The organism is Candidatus Palauibacter sp. (assembly GCF_965216145.1).
Classification (GTDB): Bacteria; Gemmatimonadota; Gemmatimonadetes; order Palauibacterales; family Palauibacteraceae; genus Palauibacter.
The window spans coordinates 3,320,402-3,345,625 of the sequence record NZ_OZ244149.1 but is presented as its reverse complement, the minus strand read 5'-3'; the positions used below and the strand labels follow the sequence as shown (position 1 = coordinate 3,345,625).

The window sequence follows — 25,224 nt, the reverse complement described above, 5'->3', positions numbered from 1 at the left end:
GCTGGCGGCCATCTTTCGGCCCTTCGGGGCGTGGCGCAGTCCGGTAGCGCACCTGCTTTGGGAGCAGGGGGTCGCCGGTTCAAATCCGGCCGCCCCGACTCCGCACGACATGCGTTTCGATCCACCCCCTGGCCTGCCGCAGCGCGGTGGACCGGTGGCTCGTCTCCATCTTGATCGCCTCCGGCAACTCCGCATACGTGCGACCGTAACCCGCGGGTACGAAGAGCGGGTCGTATCCGAACCCCCCCTCACCGCGGGGCGCGCGTACGATGCGCCCCCGCGCGACGCCTTCCACGACTTCGTGCCGTAGCTCGTCGGTCAGGGCGACCGCGCACCGATAGTGCGCATCCCGGTCCCCCTCCGCCACGCCGGCCAGACGTTCCAGCAGCCACCGGTTGTTGGCCTCGTCCCGTCCCCAGCGGTCCGCCCATTCGGCGGGGGCGAAGCGCCGGGTCCGGACACCGGGGCCGCCGTCGAGCGCGTCCACGCACAGACCGGAGTCATCCGCCAGGACCGGCAGACCCGACCGCGCGTGAAAGTACTTCGCCTTCGAGAGCGCGTTGAGCGCGAAGGTCTCGAAAGGCTCGAGTTCCTCTTCCTCCTCCCGTTCAGGAAGGCCCAACTCCACCGGCCCGAGCAGCCGGACCGGCAGATCGGCGAGAAGATCCCGGATTTCCCGGAGCTTGTGAACGCTGCGCGTGGCGACCAGAACCGGAGGCGGGTTCAGTCCGCCCAAATGCGCTCCGAGGTGAGGCGCTTCGCGAGTTCGGGGTGCGCCCTCCACAGATAGGCGACCATGACGAGCGCCGCGAAGACGTTCCCGACGAGGATGGACCACCACGCGAGTTCCTGGAGGATCCAGCCGCCCAACATCGCCACCATCGCGATGAAGAAGACCTCGAACACAACGAACAGGATCAGGATTCCCAGCACGAGCGGCGGAAACCTGGTCGCCTGTCTTGCGAGGCCCGAAACGATGACCCCGAACAGCACGAAGAAGGCGAAATGGGCTAGGCTGTAGCCGAGGATCGGGGCCGCGGCGATCTCCACTCCGGTGGCGGTCGGGGCCCCCCGGAACAGTACCGTCGCCAGCGCCGCGGGCGTGTAGAAGGGCTCGCGCAGGATCGTGTCGATGATCAGGAACCAGACCGCGACGACGAGGGCGCCCAGCAACCCGGCGTAGATCCCGTGACGGGTGACTTCGTGCGTCCGGAGGAAGTTCACCACGCCCACCACCCCCGGTTCGGAACTCACCCAGTGCATATGGGTGAACATCACGACCCCGGCGAGCGCGTTCCCGAAGAAGACGGCCGGCCAGCCCGGCGCGGAGAGGACGAGTGACGACGGCGCCCGAATCAGGCCGGCGTAGAACGCGAGCGAGCAGACGAAGAGCCCGTACAGCGCGCCGATCAGCACGTTCCGCGGCAGGCCGGCCCAGCGAACCAGCGCCGCGGCCAGCATCCCGAGCCCGCCCCACGCCGCGAAGTGGATGACCGTGAATCCTGCGATGATTCCCGCGCTGGGCTCGACCTCGGCACGGCTCACGATCGCCCCCCACAGGAACGCGGGGGTGCGTAGCGGCATCCCCTGGCCCAGGTCGTAGAAGTAGAAGAGGACGGCGAGGACGAAGCCGCCCAGCAGCCCGCCAACGAGCCCGTGCCGGACGCGGCGCGTCAGCATCGCCGCGTCCGGCTCAGCATGCGGAATCCGCGTCGGCGGCCTGGGCCGTCTCCCACTCCCGCTGCTCCTGCAGCGCCATCTCGACCTCTCGCTCGCGCTGGCGCCGTCGGGCGCGGAATATCCCGCCCCCGATGACGAGGAGGAGGAGGTACGGCATCGCCGCCATGAAGACGAACATCCACACGTATCCCGCCTGCTGGTCGGGCGTATGCTGCATCTGGAGCGTCGCCTCGACGGCGTAGACATATGTGGCTGTAATGCTCAACACGGGCTCGGCGATGACGGCGATGTGAGTCAGACCTTGTCCATCACGAGGATGGCCATCAGCAGTGGAAGATACAGGATGGAGGCCCGGAACAAACGCCGGGCCCGCGCCGCGGACGCCTCGCGACCGAACCGCAGCGCCGCCCACAGGAAGCCTCCGCCCAGAACGAGCGCGGCCGCGAAGTAGACGGGACCCGTGAGGCCGAGCACGCTCGGCATCAGACTCACGGGGATCAGGGTGAGGGTGTAGAGGACCGTCTGGCGCCGCGTCTGCCGTCCGCCCGGGTCGCCGACCGAGAGCATGCGCAGCCCCGCCGCCCCGTAGTCATCGCGCAGCAGCCACGCGAGGGCGAGGAAGTGCGGCAGTTGCCAGACGAAAAGGATCCCGAACAGGGCCCAGCCACCGGCTCCCAACTCGCCGGTGGCGGCCGTCCAGCCGCCCAGAATCGGCAGCGCTCCGGGCACCGCGCCAATCACGGTCGAAAGCGAGTGTACGCGCTTGAGCGGCGTGTAGACGAAGTCGTAGGAGACGAACGTCGCGGCGGCAAGCACGGCCGTGAGCGGATTGGCCGCCACCGCCAGCCACGCGATGCCCGCCGCGGCCAGGCCGCCCGAGAAGAAGGCAGCGGGGAGCGTGTCGACGCGCCCGGCCGGGAGCGGCCGCGAGCGGGTGCGGCGCATGAGGGCGTCCACGTCCCGCTCCAGCACCTGGTTCATCGCGCTCGTGCCGGCCGCGACGAGACCGACGCCGATCATCGTGTGCGCGAAGAGAAGGAGATCGAAGCTCGCCGTGCCCAGGAGGAAACCGGCCGCCGCGCTCGCCAGAACGAGCGCCGTGATCCGCGGTTTCGTGAGCTCGAGGTAGTCCTTCAACGCCCTCCGGCCGACGCCGCGCGCCGCCACGCCGCCGAGCGGCAGTGCGGGGACCGTGGGGATGCTCTTCGCTTCCAACGCCGGCTCCGGAAGCGGGCTAAACGTACTCCATCATGATCGCGATGATCATGATGGCCACGGCCGGCAGGGGCGCCAGCGCCACCAGCCGCAGCCGGTTGGGCTCGAACTTCAAATGCATGTAGTAGAGCGCCACCAGCAGCGCCTTCCACACGGCCATGATGAGCAGCGATACGACGATCATCCACTTGGAGATCCCGAGGAACGCGACGAACACCTCGAGGACCGTGAGGATGAAGAGGTACAGCCAGATGAGCATGTACCTCGGATGCTCGTGTCCGTGATCTTCCACGGCGTCCGCCGCGTGCGCTCCAGCTTCACTCATTCGTTCGCTCCGTAGCTCCGGGCCGCAGCCGCAAGTGCTAGATCAGGTAGACGATGGTGAACAGGATGATCCACACGAGATCGACGAAGTGCCAGTACAGGCCGAGCACTTCGATCCCGTGCGTATTGTCCGCGCCCCAGTGGCCTCGATGGGCGCGAATCGTGGCCCACGCCAGACAGATGACGCCGAGCAGGACGTGGAAGCCGTGGAACCCGGTCATGGTGAAGAACGTCGCGCCGTAGAGTCCGGCGGCCGGCGTGAACCCGTGGCTCCCCTCCCACGAGGCGTGCAAGACGAGTTCGGTGTACTCGTAGACCTGCACGCCCAGGAAGCTGGCCCCGAGGAGGGTCGTCCCCAGCAGGTAGAGCTTGATCCCCCTCTGATCCCCCTCCTGCGCGGCCGCGAACGCCTTCACCATCGTCACCGAACTGCAGACGAGGATGAAGGTATTCACCGCGGTCACGGGCACGTTCAGTACGTCCCCGGGGTTCGCCCACGTGTCGGCGGCCCCGAAGCGAAGCACGACATAGGATCCGATGAGGCCCGCGAAGAACATCACCTCCGAGCACAGAAACACCCACATTCCGACTTTCTGGGTGTAGACATCGATCCCAGGTTCGGGGACTCTGCCTGCCGTCGCGGCGTGTGCCATCTGGTCTGTTCCCTTCCTATCCGATCTCGATCTGATCGACTCTTAGTGGCTGTCCGGGGCCGGACTCACGACATCGGGCCGTTCATTCTGCGCCAGCCAGTCCTTGTCCTCCACATCCGGGTGGCTGTACTCGTGCGGGCCGTGATAGACGACGGGGATCTCCTCCCAGTTGCCGTGCTTGGGCGGCGACGGCGTCTGCCACTCCAGCGTCGTCGCGTTCCAGGGGTTCGCCCCGGCCTTTTCCCCCTTCTTCAGACTCCAGAAGAAGTTGAACGCGAACAGGAAGCCGGAGGCGAAGAGTACGAACGCCGACCACGTGATGAGCGCGTTCGTGTCCTCGATCCCCTGCAGGTGCGCGTAGCCGGTGGAGTCGTAGATGCGCCGCATCATCCCCACCATCCCCACGCCGTGCATGGGGAAGAAGACCAGGTTGAAGAAGACGAAGGTGAGCCAGAAGTGGATCTTGCCCAGCGTCTCGTTCATCACCCGGCCGAACATCTTCGGGTACCAGAAGTAGATCGCGCCGAAGAGAGCGAACAGGCTCCCGCCGAAGAGCACATAGTGGATGTGCGCCACGATGAAGTACGTGTCGTGGATATAGATATCGACCGGTGTCGAAGCCATGAAGACGCCCGACAGACCTCCGATCGCGAACATGGCCACGAACCCGATCGCGAACAGCATGGCCGAGTGGAGCTGGAGGTTCCCGCGCCACATCGTGCCCATCCAGTTGAACGTCTTGATCGCCGAGGGCACGGCGATGAAGAGCGTCGAAACCGTGAACGTAAGCCCCAGCATCGGGTTCATCCCGCTCTGGAACATGTGGTGGCCCCACACGATGAAGCCGAGGAAGGCGATCGAGACAAGCGCCAGCACCATCGCCTTGTAGCCGAACACCGGCTTCCGCGACCCCACCGAGAGGATCTCCGACGTAAAACCCATCGCCGGGAGGATCAGGATGTAGACCTCCGGGTGGCCGAAGAACCAGAACAGGTGCTGCCACAGGAGCGGCTGCCCGCCACCCTCCGGGAGGAAGAAGCTCGTGCCGATCGTCTGGTCGAAGATGAGCATGATCCCCGCGGCCGACAGCACCGGCATGGCGAGCAGTGCGAGAATCGCCGTGATGAACAGCGACCAGATCGTGAGCGGCATGCGCATCCAGGTCATCCCGGGCGCCCGCAGGTTGATCACCGTGGTGATGTAGTTCACCGACCCGAGAATCGACGACAGCCCGACGAAAACGAGTGCCGCCAGCCACATGATCTGGCCCAGCGCGACGCCCGACAGGTCGGGACGCGCGCTGAGCGGCGCATAGAGCGTCCAGCCGGCCCCCGCCGCGCCCCCCACCACGAAGAAGCTGCACAACGTGAGGATGCCCGCCGGCACCATCGCCCAGAAGGAGAGCATGTTGAGCCGCGGGAACGCCATGTCGTGCGTCCCCAGCTGGAGCGGGATGAGGTAGTTCGCCCATACGCCCACGAGCATCGGCATGATGGCGAGGAACACCATCACCGAACCGTGCATCGTGACGAGCGAATTGTAGAACTCCGGCAGGATGTACCCGCTCGCGACCATGCTCTCGGGGAAGATCCCGCCCAGCGGCAGCTGGCCCCGCGCCGGCCACGCGATCTGGTATCGCATGAGCATCGCGAGCAGTCCGCCGATCATGAGGAAGAACAGCGTGTAGAACAGGAACTGGAGCGCGATGACCTTGTGGTCGGTCGAGAAGATGTACTTGCGCAGAAACGACTGCTCGTGTTCCTCGTGCAGGATCGCCTGTCCGGTCGCCTCCGCGATGATCGTCGCCATATCAGCCTTTCTCGATCACTGGGCGGTCGCCTGGCCGGCCTGCCAGGCATCGAAGTCCGCCGCGCTGTGCACGGTTACGCTCGCCTGCATGTAGTAATGGCCCAGGCCACACAGCTCGGCGCACGCGATCTCGAAGTCCCCGGTCTGCGTCGCGTCGAACCACACCGGGATCGTCATGCCCGGCACCGCGTCCTGCTTCACGCGGAGTTCGGGGATGAAGAAGGAATGGATCACATCCTCGGATTCGAGCAGGATCGTGATATCCTCGTTCACCGGGAAGTGGAACTGGTTGCGGACCGTGAAGTTGTCGTCTTCCGTCTCGATGTTCCGGTCGACCCCGGGGTAGGTGATGTTCCACTCGAACTGTTTGCCGACGACCCGGAACTCGAGCGCGTCCTCCGGCCGGTTGGACGCCCCCTTGATGTCCTGCCACACCGCGGCGGAGTAGGCGCCGAGGATGACGATGATGATGGCCGGGACGATCGTCCATATGACTTCGAGCCGGTTCGAGCCGTGGGTGTAGTGGGCCCTGGCGCCCTCACGCGCGCGGTACTTGAGGCAGAACCAGAGGATGCCGCCTTCCACGAGAAGGAAGGCGATCCCGGTGATGACGAGGATGATCCAGAACAGCTGGTCGATCACGACGCCGAATGTCGAGTAGTTCGGGGGCAGCGCCCAATCCACGAGCTCTCTCCTTCCAGGTGACCCTTCGGGTGAACGGGACGGGAGCGGGATCCAGCGGCCCCAAGGCCGTCGAATCCCGCCCCGTCGGCGTTACTGCTGCGCGCGCTCGACCCGGATGCGGTTCGTGCCGTGCTTCACGACGAGCACGTCGCCCATCGGGACGTTGGCGCCCATCATCTCGGAGTTGTAGTCGAACGAGACCTCGGCCATCCCGCCGGCCGTGACGGTCACGCTCGCCGTCATCGTGCCCATCTCCTCGTGCCACGCCGTCATCGTGTAGTCACCGGCCGGCACGTTGGCGATCGAGTAGCTCCCGTCGGCGCCGGTCACCGCGAAGTAGGGGTGGTCGACGACGCCGATGTACGCCTGCATCCAGCCGTGCACGTCGCAGCGGACCGGCACCATCACCTCGGCCATTGGGAAGCGCTGGGTGCTCGTGATCCCCGCCCGTGGCTGGCTGATGTTGAAGCCCCGGTTCTCGGTCGGCGTGGCGTTGATGTTGTGCAGCAGGTTGTCGCTGTTCGTGATCTCGATGTCCTGCCCGCTCCGGACGCCGAGAACGTGCGGCGCGTAGCGGCAGTTGGACTGGTTGAGCATCGCCGCGCCCGAGGCCTCCGGGGCCGCGGAGACGCCCTCGCTCAGATACACGAACACGTTGGCCAGGCCGCCGTTGGACACGAGCAGGTTCTGGTTCATGGGCCCGTCTCCGCCGTACCCCGCCGCGCAGTCCTCCTCGGCCGACATGTCGATCGGCGCCATGGTCGGGACCATGCCGCCGAAGTTCGCCATCCCCGAGATGGTACCGACCGTGGCCGGGTCCACTGCCGCGGCCGCCGCCGCCTCGTCCGCCGCGCCCTCCGACGAACCGCCGCCTCCGCCGCCGCACGCGGCCATCGCCGTGATGGCCATCAAGGCCGCCGAACGGTTCCAGAAATGCGATCGCATTGACTTACCTCCGTACCAGAAACGCTGCGTGGATTCCACCGGAATCGACACCGGAATCGCTACCGAAACTACCATCGAAGGCGCCGTCGTCACTTCCTCCCTCGATCCTGCGCCCGGCGCACGAGAACGAGACCGAAGGCCCCCGTCAAGAGCATGACCAGCAACGGCGTGACCACGACCGTGCTCGACGCCGGTGGTTCGAGGAGGACGTAGTACCATGTGCTCACCGAACTGCGCTTCCCGACCTCGGCGCTCGACCCATCCCAGGCCTGAAATGCGATGGGCATGGGCACCCCCTCGGCGAAGTCGAGACCCTCGCTCTCGACTTCGACCGGGCGCCGGAGATAGAGCGTCCAGCGCCCCTCTTCCCACGTCGCGACACCGCTCACCGGGTCCTCCTCGAGCGGCTCCACCGATTCGAGTCCCCGGCCGCGGCCTGCGCCGAGGCCGGTTTCGGAGTCCCACGTCCAGAGATAGACCGGATTCCGCGTATCCCCCATCAGGAAGTACGGGCGATCCGTGCCCTCGGGCGGCTCGAACGGGAACTGAAGCAGCAGCGCGTCCGGGGGGCGCATGGTCGGCGCGCCGGCGCTGTCGAGCGCAATCGGCTCCGCCCCGTCGAGGTCCAGCGCGGCGGTGATCTTGTTCTGCCACTCGTCCCAGGTCGGATCCGGACTCTCCGAGGGGTCGTTCCACCGTACGCGCAGGGCGAGGTCGTTCCCGTCGTGCAGTCCCTGCACCCAGAGCCCGTCCACCGTCGGCGCGAAGTTGCGCGGCACCTGGATGATCTGGCCCGAGAGCGGGAAGTAGAACGCCTCGACATCTTCCCACGCCTCCTCGGAGCCATCGGCCGGGAGCCCTCCCTCGGCGCGCCCCACGCGAATCACGTCACGCAGCGGAGGCATCTCGCCCGGGCCCATCGAGGCGATGTAGTGCGCGAGCTGCCAGATCTCGTCCGGGGACACGACGCCCGAGTTCATGGCGTCGATCGCCGATGGCATCGGTGTCCCGTCCAGCCCGGTCAGCATCCGGGTGTGGATGTCCTCGACGCTGCCGCCGCCGTTCAGATACCATGCCTCGGTGAGGTCGGCCGCGCGAATGGGGAGACCCCGCCAGTCCTCCAGCGTCGGCGCCGAGGTCCCGTCGCCGCGTCCCGACAGGCCGTGGCATTCCTCGCACAGCATGGTGAGGTACGCCGCCGTCCCCGCCTCGAGGGCCGCGGGACCGCCGCCGGGGTCCGACCCGAAGTCCAGCGGCTCGGGCGCGGGTCCCTGGCCGAAGAACCTCGAGAAGGTCTTGAGGTAGACGATGAGGTCGTCGATTTCGCCATCGGCGAGGTTCGGCCAGCCGGGCATCGTCGTGCCGGGGAGCCCGTTCTCGATCGCGGCCCGCATGTCCGCGTCCGTCGGGAGTTGCCCGCTCCCGGTCGTCCGGACCTGGTAGAGGGCCTGGGTGAAGTCGCGGGGTCGCGGCAGCATGGACTCGGCGGCCGAGCCGTCCCCCTGCCCCGTCGCGCCGTGGCACTCCACGCACCAGCGGTCGTACACGACCTTGCCCGCGGCGGCCGCGTCTTCCTGCCCCGCCAGCGCCGCCGCGCCTCCCGCGCTGCACGCCAGGAGGAAGACCCCCGTGAGACGCAGCGTCCTCATTCGTGGCCCCCTTCCCCTTCTTCTCCCCCTTCTTCCTCCCATGTCCGCGGCGTGAATCCCGACTGCTCGTAGAGGTAGAGGATGACCGCCCAGATCTCGTCCTTCTCGAGGATCGACTCCCATGCCGGCATGGCCGAATCCCACGGCGTCCCCTCGCGCGGCAGACCGGGTCCGCCCTTCACGATGCGCCAGAACACGAAGCTCTCCGTGAGCTGCGGGAGGGCCCCCGAACTCGTGAAGTCGGCGGGGACCGGGTTGAAGGCCTGTGCGAAATGGCCCTGGCCATCGAGCAGGTCGCCGTGGCAGGGCACGCAGTTGCGGACGTAGATCGCCTTGCCGACCTGCAGGTGCTCCTCCATCGAACCCTCGGAGCGGAGCGGGTTCTCGAGGCCCGTCAGCTCCATCGACTCCCCGCGGAAGGTGATCTGGTTCGGCGGCGCCGGGTGAATGGCGCGCAGCGTGGCGGGCGCGGCGTAGCTCGGCTTCACGTTCTGGTAGGCGAGCCAGCCGACCATGACCGGGAGCGCCACCATGAGGATTCCGCGCAGCGTCTTCCGGTCCCGGGCCACCATCGTGGTGCGGATCGGTTCGCGGAAGCTCTTCCAGCGCGCCTCGTCCGCGCTCATGTAGAGGAGGATGCCGACGAGCACGATGAGCATGTACTCGAGGATGACCGAACTCGGCACCGGCGCGCTCGGCACGCCGATCAGCGGTAGCAGGTACCCGATCCCGTAATCGAACGCCATATAGGACGCGACCACGACGATCACGCCCTGCCAGAACGGATGAGCCAGAAATCGTCTCATCGGCTCCCTCCCATGCTGTCGGCCGGTGCCGCCGCACTGTCCGCCGCCGCGTCCGGGCTCTCACCCGTACCCTCCGCGGGGGCGGCAGCCCCTCCCGTCGCCAGGAAGTTCACCAGAGCGTCGAGTTCCGCGGGTGCCATCATCTGAGCCAGCGTCGGCGACATGGTACCGGCAAAGTCCCGGTATTCCTCGTTGATGCTCGCGTTCGGGTCGACGATGCTCTCCCGGATGAACGCGGGATCCCGGCCCTGCAGGTCCTCCAACGGCGGCGCGACCATCCCGCCCTGCCCGCCCAGGGCGTGGCAGGCGAGGCAACCCGTCATGGTGATCACCGCCATCACATCCACCTGACTCGGGTCCGTCACGACCGGTGCCGCGGGCGCCGCCGCGGCCTCGTCGTCGGCGGCCAGCGCGGCGGCGAAGTCATCCGCGTTCACGGTGATCTCGCCCCCCTGCGCCTCCAGGAAGGCGACGAGCGTCCACAGCTCCGCCTGCGACAGGATCCGGCTCTGGTCGAGCATGATGGGCTCGAAGCCCTCCACGATGTAGGAGAGCGGGCTGACGAGCGACTCCCACAGGTAGTCCTTGCAGTTCTGCCCCGCGACCCGCGTCTCGCACACCGTCCCCGCCACCCCGACGATGTCCGGCGCGCGGGTGCCGAGCCCGTGGCACGCCGTGCAACCGCCGACCCCGGCGTAGATGTCCTCGCCGATCGCCGCCAGTTCCTCGGGCGGCATGTCCGCGCTGAGCACGATCTCCTCGGGCACCGCCGACTGCACCTGCGGGATCACGTTCGCCACGAAGGTGAACACGGCCAGCGTCGCCACGACCGTGAACAGGATCTTCAGGTTCGTCATCTATCCCCGCCTGTCCTGGTAGACGGACCGTTCGGCCAGACCGCCGAGCCAGAAGATGAACCCGACGAGCGCGAAGAAGATGATCACGCAGATGCTGATCATCGTCGCCGCCGGGCCGAGCGCCGGCGTGAACGCCTGCTCGCTCGTGTCGCGGATCACCTCGTAGACGTGCCAGTGCTGCCGGATCCCGCTGCGCGCGAAGCCCATGAGCCCCATGAGCCAGGTGAACGTCACGGCGAGGATGAGCAGCGCGTACTGCGACCGCTCGGGCATCTGCCCCCAGCGGATCTCGCCCCGGGACTTCGCGCCGCGGAGCATCGCCATGTCGAGGCCGATCACGAACAGGATCGTCGCCAGCACCGCCAGGACCTGGTAGACCGAGAACCCGATGCGCACGATCGCGGTCACGAAATAGCCGTACACCCCGTAGAAGACGACCACGATCGCGGCGAGCGCGAAGGCCGCGCCCTGCAGCATGGTTCCGGCGCGCACCCATGGCACCACCGGATCCTTGTTCGCCCGCCGGTAGAGCAGGAACGACAGGAACGTCGTCAGGATCATCAGGTTCACGGCGGTGTTCTTGGCGCTCATCACGCCCAGCACCTGCAGGAACGGGTGCCGGATCCCGCCCATGGCCGCGATCTCGTCGCGGTCGGCGATCATCGTGTTGGGCGTGGCCCACACGATCACGCCGAGGACGAGCACGAGGAGCATCCACTTGATGTAGGGCTGGAAGCGCTCCGCGCCCGGGATCCTCCCCATCCCGACCCACAGGTAGTAGTTGCCGGCGAGGAAGAGGATGCCGATGAGGAAGGCCTGGATGATCCAGAGCCAGCTCATGAACCCGCCCATCATCGTGATCCCCATCTGCTGGCTGAACTCGTAGATCTCGCGTCCGAGGTAGTATCCGGCGAAGGGGAGGACGATGAGGGCGCCGATCGCGATCAGGTTGCCGGTATAGCCCATCCAGTCGTAGTGGGCCCGCTCCTCGTCGGTCTGGCTCGTGAGGAAGCGGTACGCCGCGTAGGCGCCGACGATCGCGCCGCCGAAGACGACGTTCGCCAGGAGCCTGTGGATGTTGATCGGCATCCAGGTCGCGTTGTTGATCGCGCTCCACAGCTGGACCGTCTGGGGGGCCGTGTCCACCGTGAGGTCGGCCGGAGGGCTCATCATGTAGGTGAGCCACCCGTTCGCGATGAACATGACGATCGTGCCCCACACGTTGAGCATGATCCCCAGGCACCAGTGGGCCTTCTTCGCCGCGCCCTTCTTCCACGCGTCCCACCCGTAGTAGTACAGGTAGAGCGTGAACGATTCGAGGAAGAACATGCCCGCGTACACCCACATCGACGGGGCGAAGACCGCCGTCAGGTAGGCCCAGAAGCGCGGGTAGAGGGTGGAGAGGAAGAAGACGAGGATCGCGCCCCAGATCGCCGTCGCGCTGTAGGCCACGAGGAGGAGCCGGGTGAATTCCTTGGCGAGTTTGTCGTACTTCTCGTCGCCGCCGAATATCCCGATCGCCTCGATCACGACGGCGAACATCGGCACCCCGAGCACGAAGGCCGCGAACAGCAGGTGGAGCTGGGCCGCGATCCAGACCGCGCCTCGACGGTCGAGGCCCAGGAAGCTGAACTCGCCGTAGTCGGGCCCCGCGGCCTGGGCCAGCAGCGGCATCGCCACCACCAGCGCGAGGACGGCGAGCACCGCGCCGCGGGTCATCCAGCGGAGCGGCCCGCGATCTTCCGCGAGCCTTCCGGACCGGTCGAGCGTCATCGCTTCTCTCCCCGCCCCACGCCCCGCCGCCTCCGGGCGAAGAAGGGCATTCGCTTGGAGAAGTCCACCGGCATGGCGCGGCGGACCTCCTGCATCACATCGAGGGTTACTTCGGCGTGGCCGCGCTCGCGGGCGAACCTCTCCACCCGTTCCGCCACGACCCCGCGCACGAAACTCGGGATGGCGTTCAGCCGCGCCTCGGCGTCCGGACTCCAGGGGAGGCGGACCTCCGCGGCGGAACCATACGTGACCTCGCGAGCCGGCCCGAGGGCTTCGGCGACCCCGGGGGCCGGCTCGTAGGCGCAGGCCGGATCGGGGCCGAGGAAGTCGCCGTCCACCGCGTAGGCGCGCGCCCGGCAGCCGCCGCACAGCGCCCGGTATTCACAGCGCCCGCACTTGCCGCCCAGTTCCCCCTCGCGCAGGAGACGGAACACGGTCGCCTCGCGCCAGATCTCCCCGAAGGAGGATGTCGCGAGATCCCCCGCCACCTCCGGCATGTAGGGGCAGGGCGTCACCTTCCCCTCGGGTGTGATGCGGCAGTACTGCACGCCGCACGGGCAGCGCGTCCGGTAGTTGAGCAGCGGGGACTCCGGGTCGCGCTCGTACACATGGCGCATGAGCTGCGGCTGGCACTTCGAGCGGATCATGAGTCGTCCGCGATACTCGCGCTGGAGTTCGGCGAGCCGGGCCACGAGTTCGTCGTTCTCCTCGGGCGCGAGCCCGCGCATCCCTTCGCCCCGGCCGGTCTCGACGAGGAAGTAGACGTTGAGACAGACGGCGCCACGGTCGTCCGCCCACGCCGCCATGGCATCGAGTTCATGGCGGTTCCCGCGCGTGACCGTGAACTGGATGAGGAAATCGAGCCCGTGCGCCCCCAGCCGGTCGACGGCGGCGAGCGTGTCCTCGAGCGCGCCTTCCCCGTGCCGGAAGCGGTCGTGATAGCGCGGATCGAGGGAGTCGACGCTCAGCGCCACCCCCTGCACCCCGGCGTCCATGAGGGACCGGATGCGCTCATCGGTGAGCCCGGTCCCGTTCGTCCCCACGGTCACGGTCGCGCCGCGCTCCGAGGCATGGGCCGCGATCTCCTCGAGGTCGGAGCGGACGAGCGGCTCTCCTCCGCTGAGGATGAGGAGGGGAGACGGGTTCACCTCCAGGATCTGATCGATGATGTCGCGGCAGGCGGACGTGTCGAGTTCGTTCTCGGCGTGATGCCAGGCGCCGGCCGAGATGTAGCAGTGGGCGCAGGCGAGGTTGCAGCGGCGCGTGAGGTTCCAGGCGATGACGTGCGGCAGCGCGGTATCCGGTCCGGCATGCGGAGAGGCGGCGGCCCGAGCCCCTGCCCACAGGGCCCCCGGCGCAGCGGAAGGAAGTTGCGCCACAGCTTCCGCGCCCCGCGACGCCTCGATCACGCCTCGCGCGACCCCGGTTCCGAATCCTGTGCCGCGAACTTCTCCACGGCGGCCTGCGCCTCCTCGGGGGAGACCATCTTGAAGTCGACGGGACAGTCCGCCGCCTGCTGCTCGATGTCGCGGATCGGACAGCGCGTGACGCCGGAGGCCTTCGCCTCCTCGATGAAGCGCTTCATCTCCTCGCTCATCCCGTCCACGCCGGCGGCCTCGGCCCGGGCCTGCTTCGCCTTCAGCTCGTTGAACATCACGAGCATCGTGTCGAGATCGAACTCGTCCGCCACGATCATGGCGTCCTTGTTCTCGTCCATGACGAGCGTCGTGACGCGCCACATCTCCTGGTCGCGGGCGAACCGTTCGACGGTATTGCGCGCGAGGGGTCGGGCGATGAGCGGCACGCGGCCGAGGCGTTCGAACGCCTCGCGGGTCCAGACGATCGGGTCCGCCGCGGTGCGGTCGCGCGGGATCTGGTTGTCCGTGACGGGGCACTTCGCCATCACCGGCAGCGGCGCGTTGAAGACGTCGTCATCGCTCGTGTCGACGACCGTCCGCTTCATCGCCTCATCGGCCTTGACCTCCGCGAGGGCGAGTTCCTCCGCGTCTCCGATCCCCATCACGAGCTGCATGTGGGTCGGCAGGAGCTTCCTGATCGCCTCATCCAGCCGCTCGTTCGTGACGACGGGCAGTTGGTCGCGGTTCCAGAGTTCGGGCTTCGCCCCGTTCGGGCCCCCGCCGCTCGCGGCGCCCACGACATCCGATATCGACGGGGCCGCGCCCCCGGCCAGAGCCTCGCGGGCCACCTTCGCGGTCCCGTTCGTCGGCGGGCGGTAGCTCTTCTCATCCTTCGGGTTCGGCACGAAAGCGGCCGCGTAGCGGCTCCCGGGCCCGTAGTGCTCGAGGACGAACTCTTCGACGGCCTTGCGCGCGATCCCGAGCGCGAAGGGCGGCACGCGCAGGATCCTGACCTCGGCCTCGGGCGCCCACTCGAGCCCGGCCTCGCCGTCCTCCTCGATCCACGGGATCTCCTCGGGCCGCACGTTCTCCGTCCCGATGAGGAGCATGTTCGTGTCCGCGAGATGAAGGAGGTTGTCGGCCTGCGAGCCGATGTCCGTGCCTTCGATCCGGTGCGACCCGTGGCGGGCGATGATGAGCAGGGACGGGTCGATCTCCTCCGCCCACTTCAGCATCACGTCGAAGGGCTTCCCGATGAGGACCTGGGTCTCGACCTCGACATCGGGATATTCGCTCGCCATCACCTCGGCCCGCTTGATGTTCGCCTTGCAGAGGCGGAGCAGACCCTTGTCGATGATGTTGTTATGCAGCTCTTCCTGTTCCTCGAACTTGAACACCTTCGAGGCCTGCACGGAGAGCACGTCCTTGATGTTGTTGAACACGACGTGGTGGTACTGGACGTCGAAGGCGCTCCCGATGTAGAGCTTCGCCCCGTATTTCCGCGCCATCTCGAGCGCGATCCGCAGCCCCTTGTAGGCGTAGGCCGAGCCGTCCACGCCGATGAGCCACTTCCCGCCCTCGAGGGGCCGGTCGTTGCGGACGATGAGCGCGTCCTTCCGGATCCCCCGCAGCGCCCGGGCCACGACGCCGCCGAGCCGGCTGCGCTCCTGGCGGCCGAGGCCGTGGGCGCCGATGGTGACGAGGTCGTAGTCGCGGCCGGAGGTGCCCGCGAGTTTGTCCTCCTGCTCCTCGTCCTCCGCCACGAGGCGGCCGTTGTCGCCCAGCTGGACGTCGGCGCGCTGGTTCTCGCTCCCGTCGTAGTTGTGGGCGATGTTGGGATCGAACCCGATCAGGCTCGGGAGGCGTCCGCCGCCCCGGTTCGCCTCGTTGATGATCTCCTCGTAGTTGATCCCTTCGAGGAGCTGCCGGGTCATGGTGACCCCCGCTGCGCTGCAGCGCCGGTGCAGCTGGTCGAGGAAGCTGTCGGAGATGAGCTGGAGCCCCTTCTCGATCAGCTTGTCGTGGATCTTCCGCTGCCGGCGGATCTCCGCCGGTTCCTGGAACTGGGCCGGGAGCCCGATCTCGAGCTGGCGAAACCGGATGTCGTGCAGGCGCGCAGCGTAGACGTGTGAGCCCGTGATCCGGCCTTCGGAGCGGGCGCAGATCTCGATGGCCCGTTCCACCGCCCAGTCCGACTCGCGCGAATTGTCGACCGGGACCAACAGTTCTCGATACATGACGCTCCGCTGGGTGGCGTGCTCCGACCGGCTCACGATACTCCGGCCACGATGCGCTGGGCCGTGCGATCCGGACGTGCGCGGGACGTCAAGATCGGTCGCGGACAGGGAGTTCGGCGACGTGGCTCCACGGTTTTCGGGATCGCCCGGAGGTCCCTAGCCTCCGCTTTTGCGCCAAGAAGTTGCGCGAGCCCTCCGGGAAAGTCAAACGAGCCCCGAGCGCCGCGATGGCGCGGCGAGGCACGGGTCCGGGAGGCCCCGTCACGGAGTCCGGGGCCAGCGAAGACGACGACTCCAGATGGTCGGGAAGGCCGCCGCGCCGAGCGTGACCACGAGAACGAGGAGAAGGCTCCGCGCCCACGCCGACGGGTCGGCGGGAGCCGCCCCCACCCCGGCGCCGAGGGCCGCCCGGAGGGGCGCGTACGGATTCCAGGCCGCCGCGATCTCGCTCCAGCCCGCGACCGGCGTTCTGAAGAAGCCCGCGAGGTGGAGGAGGAGCAGGGAGAGCGCGGCGGAAGCGAGGGCCGCCTCGGCCAGCGAGCGTACGGCGGCGGCGACGAGGGGGCCGATGAGGTTCGCGAACCAGAGCGCGACGAGGGTGGCGACGAGAACGACGGGCCCGGCCCGAAGCCCCCCGGCGGACCAGAGCAGCACGAGGAGCACGGGCAGGAGTTGCGCCGTGTCGATGGCGGTGCCCGCCAGCGTACGCTCCAAGAGCCAGCGGGGCGCGGGATAGCCGGCGCGCAGCACTTCGTCGAGCCAGCCGTCGCGCGCGTCCCGGACGGCGGGAATCGCGGAGCCGAACGCGCCGAAGAACACGAGGAAGACGCCGAATACGGCGACCCGGTGCGGGGCGGCGGCCTCGCTGAGGGCGACCGGGGCGAGCAGGAGGAGCGGGACCGCGATGTTCCACGCCAGGAGCCGGCGGCGCCGGAGGGCCGAGCGCCACGCGAGACGCCAGATCGTCACGCGCCCTCCGCCTCGAGCGGCCGGCCCGTGAGGATCAGGAACGCGTCGGCGAGCGTCGGTTCGCGGACATCGACCGACGTCACGGAAGCGCCCCCCCGAAGGACCCAGGCCAGGGCCTCGGGGAGCGCGGGGCGCGGGTCCTCGACCTCGAGGATCACGGCGCCCTCGCGCCACGCCGCCGAGCGGACGCCGGACGGAGGCGGGGGGAGGGTCTCGAGGTCCGGGGGGGCGGAATCCGCGAAACGGATCTCGACCCGGGGGCGGACGCCGACCCGCTCGAGGAGGCGGGCCGGCGGGTCCACCGCCTGGCACCGGCCGTCGACGATGAACCCCACCCGGTCGCAGTGCACCGCCGCGAAGGCGGGGTCGTGCGCGGAGAGTACGGTGGTACGGCCCTTCTCGCGGTGACCCGAGAGCGCTTCGGCGAGGAGGGCGCGGCCGGGGGGGTCGAGTCCGGCGAGCGGCTCGTCGAGCAGCAGGAGCCGCGCTTCGGCGGCGAAGGCGACCGCGAGGGCGAGCCGCCGCCGCATCCCGCTGGAGTAGGTGCCGGCCGCCCGTTCCGCGTCCTCCGCCAGTCCGAAGCGCCCAAGCCAGGCGGTGGCCTCGGCGCGGGCCTGCGCAGGCGAAGCGCCGCGCAGCTCGAGCAGGACGGCCGCGTTCTCGCGCCCGGTGAGCCAGGGGCGGAAGACCGGCTGGTCCGGCACGAACCAGCGGTCCCGGGCGCCGTCGACCTCCCGCGAGCGGCGGAGGCCGGGCGTGCCGTCCCCGGCCAGGAGCCGGAGGAAGGTCGATTTCCCCGACCCGTTGGGCCCGAGGAGCCCGAGTCGTTCACCGTCGCGTACCTCGAGGGACAGGCCCCGGAGCGCGGGGCTCCCATCCGGATAGCTGTAGGCGAGGGCCTCCGCGGCGACGAGCGGGTGACCCCCGCGCGGACCGCGAGCTTCCGCGCCCTCAGCGGGGTCGGGTCCGGCGCGGGCGGGCCGGCTGCGGTTCACGGGACGATCTCGACTCCGTCCTCCCAGACCATGATCGCGTCTACCGGACAGGACGCGCACGCTTCCAGGAAGCGTTTTCTCGACGCGTGCTCGGGCGTCGTGAACACGGCCACGCCGTCCTCGTCGAGATCGAACGCCTCCGGGGCCTCCTCTATGCAGTCCCCGAACCCCACGCACAGGTCCCGGTCGATCACGGCGCGCAGGCCGTGCACCTCGCGTTCGACCGTCGGGTCCGTCACCGTTTCTCCGCCCTCCGCCGTCATCGCCATGGGCCGCTACATCCCCTCCAGTCCGAGATCCGTGCGCGCGGAATCCATGACGGCCGGCGTCATCTCCTCGATCCCCCGTTCCCGGGCGTATTCCGTGTAGATCTTCTTCACCATGCCGCGTACGAAGGAAGGCACGTGCCCGAGGCGCTCGACCGCGTCCACGCTCCAGCGAACGGTCGGGGGTCGGGTCGGGGGCGGCGCCTCGAACGCCTCATCTCGTCCCGACGCCACGCCGGTGCGGATCCCCTCGAGGTTGGCCTCGGGTACGGTCCGGCCGCCGACCTTCACGCCGAGCGAACTCACGAGTTGCGTCTCCATCGGATTGGCCAGCATCGCGGTCTTCCGGCCGCAGGCAGGACAGCGGAACACGGCCGCCATCGTGCCGTCGCCGGGCACGGCCCGCTCCTCGAAGCTCATCTGCCGGTCGCAGTCGACGCAGAGGAACTTCATGTGCTTTCTCCGGCTCCCGCGGGGCGCAGCTTCGCGGCCAGCTCCGCGAGCAGGTTCGCCTCCGGGCCCGCGTCGGCAAACCACGCATCGAGGGTCCCCTCGTCCGCGGCGGCCGCCAGGCGGCGGTCGAACGGGATACGCGCGAGGAGCGGGATGTCGAAGCGTTTCGCGAGATCCTCGCCGGCGCTCCCCGTGTGCAGGTGGGCGAGGGCTCCGCATTCGTCGCAGCGTGCGCCGGCCATGTTCTCGATCACGCCGACGACCCGGATGCCGCGCGTTTCCGCCAGGTCCAGCGAGCGGGCCACGGCATCGCGCGAAGCGGCGCTCGGGATCGTCACCGCGAGAGCGCCCGCGAGGCCGGGGACGAGACCGTGCAGTTCCGCGAGGCGCTGGGTGCCGGGCGGCAGGTCGACGAGCAGCGTGTCCAGGCGCCCCCACGCCACATCCGACAGGAATTCGCGCACGGCCGCGCGCTCCTGGGCGCCCCGCCACACGAAGCCGGCGTCGGCGGCGTCCCTCCACGCGAGCGCACGGTCCGGCTCGAGGAGGAGCGCCATCGACATGAGGCGGATCCCCGCCGGCGACACGGCCGGTTCGAGTCCATCCGGGCCGTCCACGAGAGGCCCCGGTTCGACGCCGAGCAGGCCCGCGGCGCTGGGGCCGTTCAGGTCCGCGTCGATCAACCCCACCCGCTCGCCGCGACGGGCGAGGGCGGTCGCGAGGAGAGCCGAGATGAGGCTCTTCCCCACCCCGCCCTTGCCGCTCATCACGGCGACGACCCGTGACACGGACGCGAGCCGGGCGGCCAACCGCTCGTCCTGCGCCGCGATCTGGTCGGGCAGTTCGGAGCGGACTTCGTCCACTTCGTGGTAGGTGCGGATTCCGGGATTCATCGGGCGGCAAGCTCCCACGGGGTCGGCAAGGGGTCAACCACCGGCCATCGGCGAAGTTTCGGCCCCGATCCCGTTATCGTACGATGTCGGGGTCGGTCGGAGCTATCCAAAACGGACATCGCATGTCGATCATCGGCTTTCACCGCTTCCTCATCGCCACGGCCATCGTCTTCTGCGCGGTGTTCGCCGCGTGGGAGTTCCGTATCTTCTCCGCCAGCGGCGGCCTCGGGCCCCTCTCCCTCGGTGTCTTCTTCGCCCTCGCAGCGGCGGCCCTGGCCTATTACCTGGCCAACCTGGCCCGCTTCCTGAACAGGGAAACGCTTCGGTAGGCGCCGTGCGCGTGGAGAGTCAGGAGAATGCCGGGGCACGGCGGCCGTTCGGGCTGTATCTCGCCGGGGTCATCTTCCTCCTCGTCATCATCGTCGTGGTTGCGAGTTCTTTCGTACGGCCCGACCCGCTGACCTTCGTGCCCAGTCCGGTCGTTCCGCGGGCCCCCGTGGACCATTTCGTGGTGGACACCGTGACGGTCGACGCGCGCGACGGCTCCGAGTGGGTCTATTTCGACTTCGACAAGGGGAGCGCGGTCGACGGGCCGCTGGCGGGCTGGGACCTCGCGGTCAACCGGTATCACATCATCGTGAACGGGGGGGCGGGATACGCGGGGGCCGGCGGAGCCATCGCCACGAGCGCGCCGTGGGCGGCCGTGACCGAGGCGCCCGCGGCCGGCTACGCGACCACCGATGGAACGGTCGACGAGGGTGCCGCCACGCCGGGGCTCGAGCGCTGGTACCAGTACGGGTTCTTCTCTCACCTCCTCGAACCGAAGGATGAGACGTACGTCATCCGGACGGCGGAGGGGCGTTACGCCAAGCTCAGGATCCTCAGCTACTACTGCCCGCAGGCGACGCCGGGCTGCGTGACCCTCCTGTACGGATACCAGGGGGACGGGACGCGCCGCCTCACGGGCTGAGCCGGCGGGCGCGCGCCACGAGGGCGGCCGCGCCCCCTTCCAGCATGCGTCCCGCCAGGCGTCGACCCACGTGGGCCGCTTCGGACACCGGTCCCGACGCGGCATCCTCGATCGGCGGGCCACCACCCACGTCATAGACCGCCGCTTCGAGCCGCAGCCCATCCCCGGTTCGCCGGGCGCGGCCGGCGATGGGCACGCGGCAGCCCCCTTCGAGGGCAGCCAGGAGGGCCCGTTCGGCGGTGACTTCGGCGCGGGCGACGGGGTGGTCCAGCGCCCGGACGTACGCGGCGGCGGCGTCCTCGACGGCCCGGCACTGTAGCCCGAGCGCGCCCTGCCCCGGCGCGGGGAGCCAGTCCTCTCCCAGGACACAGGCCCCAGGGGGCCGAAGGCCGAGACGGCGGAGCCCCGCGGCCGCCAATACGAGTGCCTCGAAGCCACCTTCTTTCAGCTTGCGGAGCCGGGTGTCGACGTTGCCGCGGACGGGAAGCGGCTCGACGTCGGGCCGGCAAGCGCGCAGCTGGGCGGCCCGCCGCAACGAAGACGTACCGACACGCGCCCCGGCCGGCAGCCGCCGCAACGCCTCCATCCCGCCGGGGCGGCCCGCGGCGGGGACCAGGGAGCTTGCGACCACGAGTACGTCGCGAGGGTCCTCCCGAGCCGGTACCGCCGCCAGCGTCAGCCCTTCGGGCGCCTCGACGGGCAGGTCCTTCAGCGAATGCACGGCGACGTCGATGCGCCCCTCCCGGAGCGCCCGCTCGAGGTCTTCCGTGAACAGCCCTTTGCCCCCGATCGCCGGGAGGGGGGTCTTCCGGTCGCGATCCCCGGCCGTGGAGATGAAGTCGTAGTCGACGGACAGGTCGGGCCAGCGTCCGCGCAGCCGCTCCCCGACCCACCTGGCCTGCGCGCGGGAAAGCGGAGACCGTCGGGCACCGATGACCAACTGCCTCACTCCGCGCCCACTCCCGCCCGCCCCAGCACCTCAAGAATCGCCGCCCGGTCGACCTTTCCCACTCCCGTCAGCGGCATCTCCTCCACCAGCACGATCCGCCGGGGGTGCGCATAGGCGGGACCCCGTTCCAGCGTGTACCGCTTCAGCGCCTCGGCCGTCACCGCCGACTCCGAGACCACCCTGACCACGGCCGCGGGAACCGCGCCCTTCACGGCGTGAGGCACAGGCACGACGGCCACGTCCAGAACGTCCGGATGCGACAGCAGCAGATCCTCCACCTCCTTGGGATAGATGTTCTCCCCGCCGGAGTTGAACATATCGTCGGTGCGGCCGCGAAAGTGGTACCCCCGCGCCGTGAGTTCGCGCATCGCCGCTCGGATTCGTCCGATCGGTCGGACGGCATGTATCGCGGGCTCGAGTTCGCCCGCGGCCACCATGTCCAGCAGCCGCGTCAGTCCCTCACGGCTCCACCCGTCCGATCCGATGATCGTCTGCTCGAAGCTCCAGATGTATCGGATGTCGGTGGGCGGGTCGTAACCCGCGGTGGCCCCGCAGGTGACCATGCGACCCTGGTAGCGCAGCACCTTGAGGCTGGCGGCCCAGGTCGCCCCCCCGATGTAGTTGATGACGACGTCCACGCCGCCGGCGTCCGGGTCGCCGTAACGGGGTCGGCCCGCGATCTCTCGCACCTGCCTCACCATCTCGGTCGAGCGGGAGGGCAGCACATGATCGGCCCCGAGCGCGCGCAGGCACTCCTGTTTCCGGGCGGACCCCCCGGTGGCGATGACCCGCGCCCCGATGCGCTTGCAGAGCTGGACGCAGCAGGAGCCGACGCCGCCCGTCGCGCCGAGCACCAGCACGGTCTCACCCGGCTGCACCCGGGCGCGCTCCTCGATCATGCGGAGCGCGGTCCCGTACGCGACCGGAAGGGCCGCGGCCTGCTCGAACGAGACCCCTTCGGGGATCCGTACCAGGTTCTCCAGCGGGACGGCCAGATACTCGGCCGCCGCGCCGGGGGCCTTCTCGCCGAGCATGCCCCGGCCCTCGATCACCGGGTCGATCATGACCCGGTCCCCGACCTCCCACGCGGCCGCGTCCGTCCCCGGGCCGAATCCCGTCACCTCTCCCGCCGCATCGCCGCACGGGGTCATGGGGAGAGGGACCCGCAGCCCCGTGGTCCCGCCGAGCATCATGGGGTCGAAGCCGTTCAGCGCGCAGGCCCGAATACGAATGACGGCTTCGCCGGAGGCGGGTTCGGGAGTTGGGACATCGCCGACGTAGAGTTCGTCCACGTCTCCGTGGCGATCGTAGAGCACGGCCTTCACCGCATCACCCCACGATGGAAGAGTAGGTCCCGCGCCCCACCGCGCAGAGGCGGCCCTGGTCGTCGCGCACGTCCACGTCCGACACCGAGATGGTGCGGCCGTAGCGCCGCAGGCGGGCCGTGGCGAGGAGCCGGGGACCGGTGCACGGACGCAGGTAGTCGACCCGCAGCGAGATGGTGGGCACTCCGCCCCCGGCCCGCACCGCCACGGCCATGTCCCCGGCGATGTCGATCAGCGACGCGACCGGGCCGCCGTGATAGATCGTGCCGTCGCGGGTGAGATCGGGCCGCATCGTCATCCTGAGGACCACGGTGTCCTCGCCCAGCTCCTCGAGGGTGACCCCGAGCGCGACGATCGCCTCGGAGCCCGCGAGGATGGACTCGATCAGGGTCCGGGGAGAGGCGTCACCTCCCCTACCTCGCATAGTAGAGCAGGAGCAGGACGCCGAGCAGAACGGCCACCCAGATCACGGACGCACCGGTGGGCCAGGTGCGGGCCAGCACTCCGCCGGGACCCATGTACCGCCGGGCCGATCCCACCGCGCTCGCGGCCGTCGCCACGCCGCGTTCCGCCACACCGCCGCGCAGGGCCCAGGCGAGACGCCCCACGCCGAGCGCCAGGGCCTTGCCCGGCCGGCGATAGAACCAGTCCGCGTCGAGGTTCGTCGACGGCAACTCGTGCGGCTCGCGGTCCGACAGCCTCAGCCACACGAAGGCCAGCACCGCGAAGAAGATCAGCTGGGCCTGGCTGATCACGTGCGCGGAGGTGAACGGTATGTAGGTCACCTCGTAGGGCAGGTTCGGATACAGGAACAGCTGCGGGAAGCTCCCGTTGAAGACGCACAGGAAGGCCGCGATCCCCATCGCGATCAGCATGCTCCGCGGGGCCTCCTTGACCCGAATCCCGGAGTCCGGCGCGAAGAAGCCGTAGAAGGGGATCTTGATCCCCGCGTGGTGGAGCACGCCGGCGGAAGCGAAGAGGAGGAAGAGCCAGACGACATCGAGGTTCTGCTCGAGGGCCGCCGCCATCACCATCGACTTGCTCACGAAGCCGCTGAACAGCGGGAAGGCGGAGATCGACGCGGCGCCGACGATGCAGAGTCCCGCCGTCTTCGGCATGCTCTTGTAGAGCCCGCCCAGGTCGCTGCACTTCGTGGTGCCGGTCCGGTACAGCACGGCCCCCATCGACATGAAGAGGAGCCCCTTGAAGAGCACGTCGTTGAAGGCGTGGGCCACCGCTCCGTTCACGGCCAGCTCGGTGCCGATCCCGACGCCGCACACCATGAAGCCGATCTGGTTGATCATGCTGTAGCCGAGCACACGGCGCAGGTCGTTCTCGATCACGGCGTAGAAGATCGGGAACAGCGTCATGAGGACGCCGACGTAGATCAGGAGTTCGGTCCCCGCGTACCCCCGCGCCAGCGCGTACACCGCCACCTTGGTCGTGAACGCGCTCAGGAAGACGGCGCCGCTGTACGTGGCCTCGGGATAGGCGTCGGTGAGCCAGTTGTGGAGGAGTGGGAAAGCCGCCTTGATGCCGACCCCGAGGAGGATGAGGTTCGTCCCCAGCGTCCCCGTCCCCAGATGGTCGAAGGCGACCGACCCCGTCGCCCGCGCGTGGGCGATGATCCCGGCCAGGAGGATGACCCCCGACCCGACCTGCACGATGAGGTAGCGCATCCCGGCCCGGTAGGAGCGCTCCGTGCCGCGCGCCCACACGAGGAAGACGGAACTCAGCGCCAGCAGTTCCCAGAACACGAACAGCGTGATCAGGTCGCCCGCTCCGACGGCCCCGATCGCGGCGCCGGCGTAGATCAGCGCCGAAGCGTCCTCGAGCGCGCTTCCCGCGCGGCGGGCGAAGATGAGGCCGATGAGGGCGGCGATGTGGAACAGCCACCCGAACAGCCGGCTGAGCCCGTCCACGCGCACGAGGGTCAGCTCGTACGAGAAGATCGAGATCCGCCCGAACTCCCCTTCCCCGAGCGACACCAGCCAGATGAGGCTGGCCACCGGCAGGAGGAGGACCCAGGCGGTGCGGGCGCGCCCCCGGAACGCCGGGACGAGCAGCGCCCCGAGGATCATCACCGCGGCGGGCGGGAGGCCGGCCGGGAGACTACCGATCATAGTAGTCCTCGTCCCGCATGACGCCCTTCCGCAGCGCCTTCGCCGTGTAGACGATCGCCGTGTAGGCGAGGAAGCCGTACGCCGCGTAGAAGCCCGGCCATCCCTCCCAGTCGCGCTCCTGGTGGCGCCACTCGTGCCACCCCATCCCCTTCTGGATGAGACTCACGACGTCGAGCGCGACGACGACGGCGCACACGACGAACAGGATCGCGATCAGCCTCTTCCAGCGCTTCGGATCGTCGAAGTAGTGTTTCCGTCCGCCCGTGTCCGGTCTTTCCGGGGCCATGGCCA

General features: G+C 69.0%; 27 protein-coding genes and 1 tRNA gene. 3 read left to right on the top strand and 25 right to left on the bottom strand.

Going from position 1 to position 25,224, the window contains the following annotated elements:
* Positions 1-24: 24 nt before the first annotated feature.
* Positions 25-98: transfer RNA gene (locus ACOOHF_RS14345), tRNA-Pro, on the top strand.
* Here ACOOHF_RS14345 and ACOOHF_RS14340 read toward each other — a convergent pair.
* From ACOOHF_RS14340 to ACOOHF_RS14245, 20 genes are all read right to left on the bottom strand, one after another.
* Positions 80-736, bottom strand: a complete 657-nt coding sequence (locus tag ACOOHF_RS14340) for a non-canonical purine NTP pyrophosphatase (protein WP_420462184.1) — start codon at positions 734-736, stop codon at positions 80-82. The genes ACOOHF_RS14345 and ACOOHF_RS14340 overlap by 19 nt on opposite strands.
* The gene (locus tag ACOOHF_RS14335) at positions 724-1,680 is read right to left on the bottom strand and encodes a hypothetical protein (protein ID WP_420462183.1); all 957 of its coding nucleotides are present in this window, start codon (positions 1,678-1,680) and stop codon (positions 724-726) included. The genes ACOOHF_RS14340 and ACOOHF_RS14335 overlap by 13 nt, the downstream gene beginning before the upstream one ends.
* 13 nt (positions 1,681-1,693) lie before the next feature.
* Positions 1,694-1,945 carry a hypothetical protein gene (locus ACOOHF_RS14330; RefSeq protein WP_420462182.1) on the bottom strand — a complete coding sequence of 84 codons (252 nt, stop codon included), beginning with the start codon at positions 1,943-1,945 and terminating at the stop codon, positions 1,694-1,696.
* Positions 1,946-1,974: 29 nt separating this feature from the next.
* Positions 1,975-2,895 (bottom strand): heme o synthase, encoded by a 921-nt coding sequence (cyoE, locus tag ACOOHF_RS14325; protein ID WP_419935507.1) that lies wholly within the window; start codon positions 2,893-2,895, stop codon positions 1,975-1,977.
* 19 nt (positions 2,896-2,914) lie between these two features.
* Positions 2,915-3,220, bottom strand: a complete 306-nt coding sequence (locus tag ACOOHF_RS14320; RefSeq protein WP_419166451.1) for a cytochrome C oxidase subunit IV family protein — start codon at positions 3,218-3,220, stop codon at positions 2,915-2,917.
* A 37-nt stretch (positions 3,221-3,257) separates the two neighbouring features.
* The gene (locus ACOOHF_RS14315; RefSeq protein WP_419935506.1) at positions 3,258-3,872 is read right to left on the bottom strand and encodes a cytochrome c oxidase subunit 3; all 615 of its coding nucleotides are present in this window, start codon (positions 3,870-3,872) and stop codon (positions 3,258-3,260) included.
* Positions 3,873-3,914: 42 nt separating this feature from the next.
* Positions 3,915-5,681 carry a cytochrome c oxidase subunit I gene (locus ACOOHF_RS14310; protein ID WP_420462181.1) on the bottom strand — a complete coding sequence of 589 codons (1,767 nt, stop codon included), beginning with the start codon at positions 5,679-5,681 and terminating at the stop codon, positions 3,915-3,917.
* 15 nt (positions 5,682-5,696) lie between these two features.
* Positions 5,697-6,365: a cytochrome c oxidase subunit II gene (coxB, locus tag ACOOHF_RS14305; protein ID WP_419935504.1), complete on the bottom strand. Its 669-nt coding sequence runs from the start codon at positions 6,363-6,365 to the stop codon at positions 5,697-5,699.
* Positions 6,366-6,455: 90 nt separating this feature from the next.
* Positions 6,456-7,310 (bottom strand): carboxypeptidase regulatory-like domain-containing protein, encoded by an 855-nt coding sequence (locus ACOOHF_RS14300; RefSeq protein ID WP_420462180.1) that lies wholly within the window; start codon positions 7,308-7,310, stop codon positions 6,456-6,458.
* A gap of 89 nt (positions 7,311-7,399) precedes the next feature.
* On the bottom strand, positions 7,400-8,959 hold the full coding sequence (locus ACOOHF_RS14295; protein WP_419935502.1) for a c-type cytochrome: 1,560 nt from the start codon (positions 8,957-8,959) through the stop codon (positions 7,400-7,402).
* Complete coding sequence (locus tag ACOOHF_RS14290; protein WP_419935501.1) at positions 8,956-9,765, bottom strand: c-type cytochrome; 810 nt, start codon at positions 9,763-9,765, stop codon at positions 8,956-8,958. Before ACOOHF_RS14290 ends, ACOOHF_RS14295 begins: the two co-directional genes overlap by 4 nt.
* On the bottom strand, positions 9,762-10,622 hold the full coding sequence (locus ACOOHF_RS14285) for a c-type cytochrome (protein WP_420462179.1): 861 nt from the start codon (positions 10,620-10,622) through the stop codon (positions 9,762-9,764). Before ACOOHF_RS14285 ends, ACOOHF_RS14290 begins: the two co-directional genes overlap by 4 nt.
* Positions 10,623-12,395 carry a cytochrome ubiquinol oxidase subunit I gene (locus ACOOHF_RS14280; protein WP_420462178.1) on the bottom strand — a complete coding sequence of 591 codons (1,773 nt, stop codon included), beginning with the start codon at positions 12,393-12,395 and terminating at the stop codon, positions 10,623-10,625.
* Positions 12,392-13,804 carry a radical SAM protein gene (locus tag ACOOHF_RS14275; protein WP_420462177.1) on the bottom strand — a complete coding sequence of 471 codons (1,413 nt, stop codon included), beginning with the start codon at positions 13,802-13,804 and terminating at the stop codon, positions 12,392-12,394. Before ACOOHF_RS14275 ends, ACOOHF_RS14280 begins: the two co-directional genes overlap by 4 nt.
* The gene (locus tag ACOOHF_RS14270) at positions 13,801-16,026 is read right to left on the bottom strand and encodes a universal stress protein (protein ID WP_420462176.1); all 2,226 of its coding nucleotides are present in this window, start codon (positions 16,024-16,026) and stop codon (positions 13,801-13,803) included. The genes ACOOHF_RS14275 and ACOOHF_RS14270 overlap by 4 nt, the downstream gene beginning before the upstream one ends.
* A gap of 225 nt (positions 16,027-16,251) precedes the next feature.
* Complete coding sequence (locus tag ACOOHF_RS14265) at positions 16,252-16,959, bottom strand: ABC transporter permease (RefSeq protein WP_419935496.1); 708 nt, start codon at positions 16,957-16,959, stop codon at positions 16,252-16,254.
* Positions 16,956-17,954 carry an ATP-binding cassette domain-containing protein gene (locus ACOOHF_RS14260; RefSeq protein WP_420462175.1) on the bottom strand — a complete coding sequence of 333 codons (999 nt, stop codon included), beginning with the start codon at positions 17,952-17,954 and terminating at the stop codon, positions 16,956-16,958. Before ACOOHF_RS14260 ends, ACOOHF_RS14265 begins: the two co-directional genes overlap by 4 nt.
* Positions 17,951-18,223, bottom strand: coding sequence for a ferredoxin (locus ACOOHF_RS14255; protein WP_420462174.1), 273 nt, complete (start codon positions 18,221-18,223; stop codon positions 17,951-17,953). Before ACOOHF_RS14255 ends, ACOOHF_RS14260 begins: the two co-directional genes overlap by 4 nt.
* Positions 18,224-18,229: 6 nt before the next feature.
* Complete coding sequence (locus ACOOHF_RS14250) at positions 18,230-18,673, bottom strand: PCP reductase family protein (RefSeq protein WP_419935493.1); 444 nt, start codon at positions 18,671-18,673, stop codon at positions 18,230-18,232.
* On the bottom strand, positions 18,670-19,566 hold the full coding sequence (locus ACOOHF_RS14245; RefSeq protein ID WP_420462173.1) for a P-loop NTPase: 897 nt from the start codon (positions 19,564-19,566) through the stop codon (positions 18,670-18,672). Before ACOOHF_RS14245 ends, ACOOHF_RS14250 begins: the two co-directional genes overlap by 4 nt.
* A 122-nt stretch (positions 19,567-19,688) precedes the next feature.
* On the opposite strand from ACOOHF_RS14245, the gene ACOOHF_RS14240 reads away from it, so the two are divergent.
* Both ACOOHF_RS14240 and ACOOHF_RS14235 read left to right on the top strand, forming a co-directional pair.
* A complete protein-coding gene (locus tag ACOOHF_RS14240; protein WP_419935491.1) occupies positions 19,689-19,895 on the top strand; it encodes a hypothetical protein in 207 nt (68 codons plus the stop codon).
* Between the two features lie 5 nt (positions 19,896-19,900).
* Positions 19,901-20,536, top strand: a complete 636-nt coding sequence (locus ACOOHF_RS14235; protein WP_419935490.1) for an HmuY family protein — start codon at positions 19,901-19,903, stop codon at positions 20,534-20,536.
* On the opposite strand, the gene hemC is transcribed toward ACOOHF_RS14235, so the two are convergent.
* The 5 genes from hemC to ACOOHF_RS14210 are packed head-to-tail and all read right to left on the bottom strand — an operon-like array spanning position 20,526 to position 25,219.
* Entirely contained in the window at positions 20,526-21,485 is a 960-nt protein-coding gene (hemC, locus tag ACOOHF_RS14230) for a hydroxymethylbilane synthase (RefSeq protein ID WP_420462172.1), read from the bottom strand. The genes ACOOHF_RS14235 and hemC overlap by 11 nt on opposite strands.
* Positions 21,482-22,810, bottom strand: a complete 1,329-nt coding sequence (locus ACOOHF_RS14225) for a zinc-binding dehydrogenase (protein ID WP_420462171.1) — start codon at positions 22,808-22,810, stop codon at positions 21,482-21,484. Before ACOOHF_RS14225 ends, hemC begins: the two co-directional genes overlap by 4 nt.
* A 4-nt stretch (positions 22,811-22,814) precedes the next feature.
* On the bottom strand, positions 22,815-23,234 hold the full coding sequence (locus ACOOHF_RS14220) for a PaaI family thioesterase (protein ID WP_420462170.1): 420 nt from the start codon (positions 23,232-23,234) through the stop codon (positions 22,815-22,817).
* The gene (locus ACOOHF_RS14215; protein WP_419935483.1) at positions 23,224-24,933 is read right to left on the bottom strand and encodes a Na(+)/H(+) antiporter subunit D; all 1,710 of its coding nucleotides are present in this window, start codon (positions 24,931-24,933) and stop codon (positions 23,224-23,226) included. The genes ACOOHF_RS14220 and ACOOHF_RS14215 overlap by 11 nt, the downstream gene beginning before the upstream one ends.
* Positions 24,923-25,219: a hypothetical protein gene (locus ACOOHF_RS14210; protein ID WP_419935482.1), complete on the bottom strand. Its 297-nt coding sequence runs from the start codon at positions 25,217-25,219 to the stop codon at positions 24,923-24,925. Before ACOOHF_RS14210 ends, ACOOHF_RS14215 begins: the two co-directional genes overlap by 11 nt.
* Between the last annotated feature and the right edge of the window lie 5 nt (positions 25,220-25,224).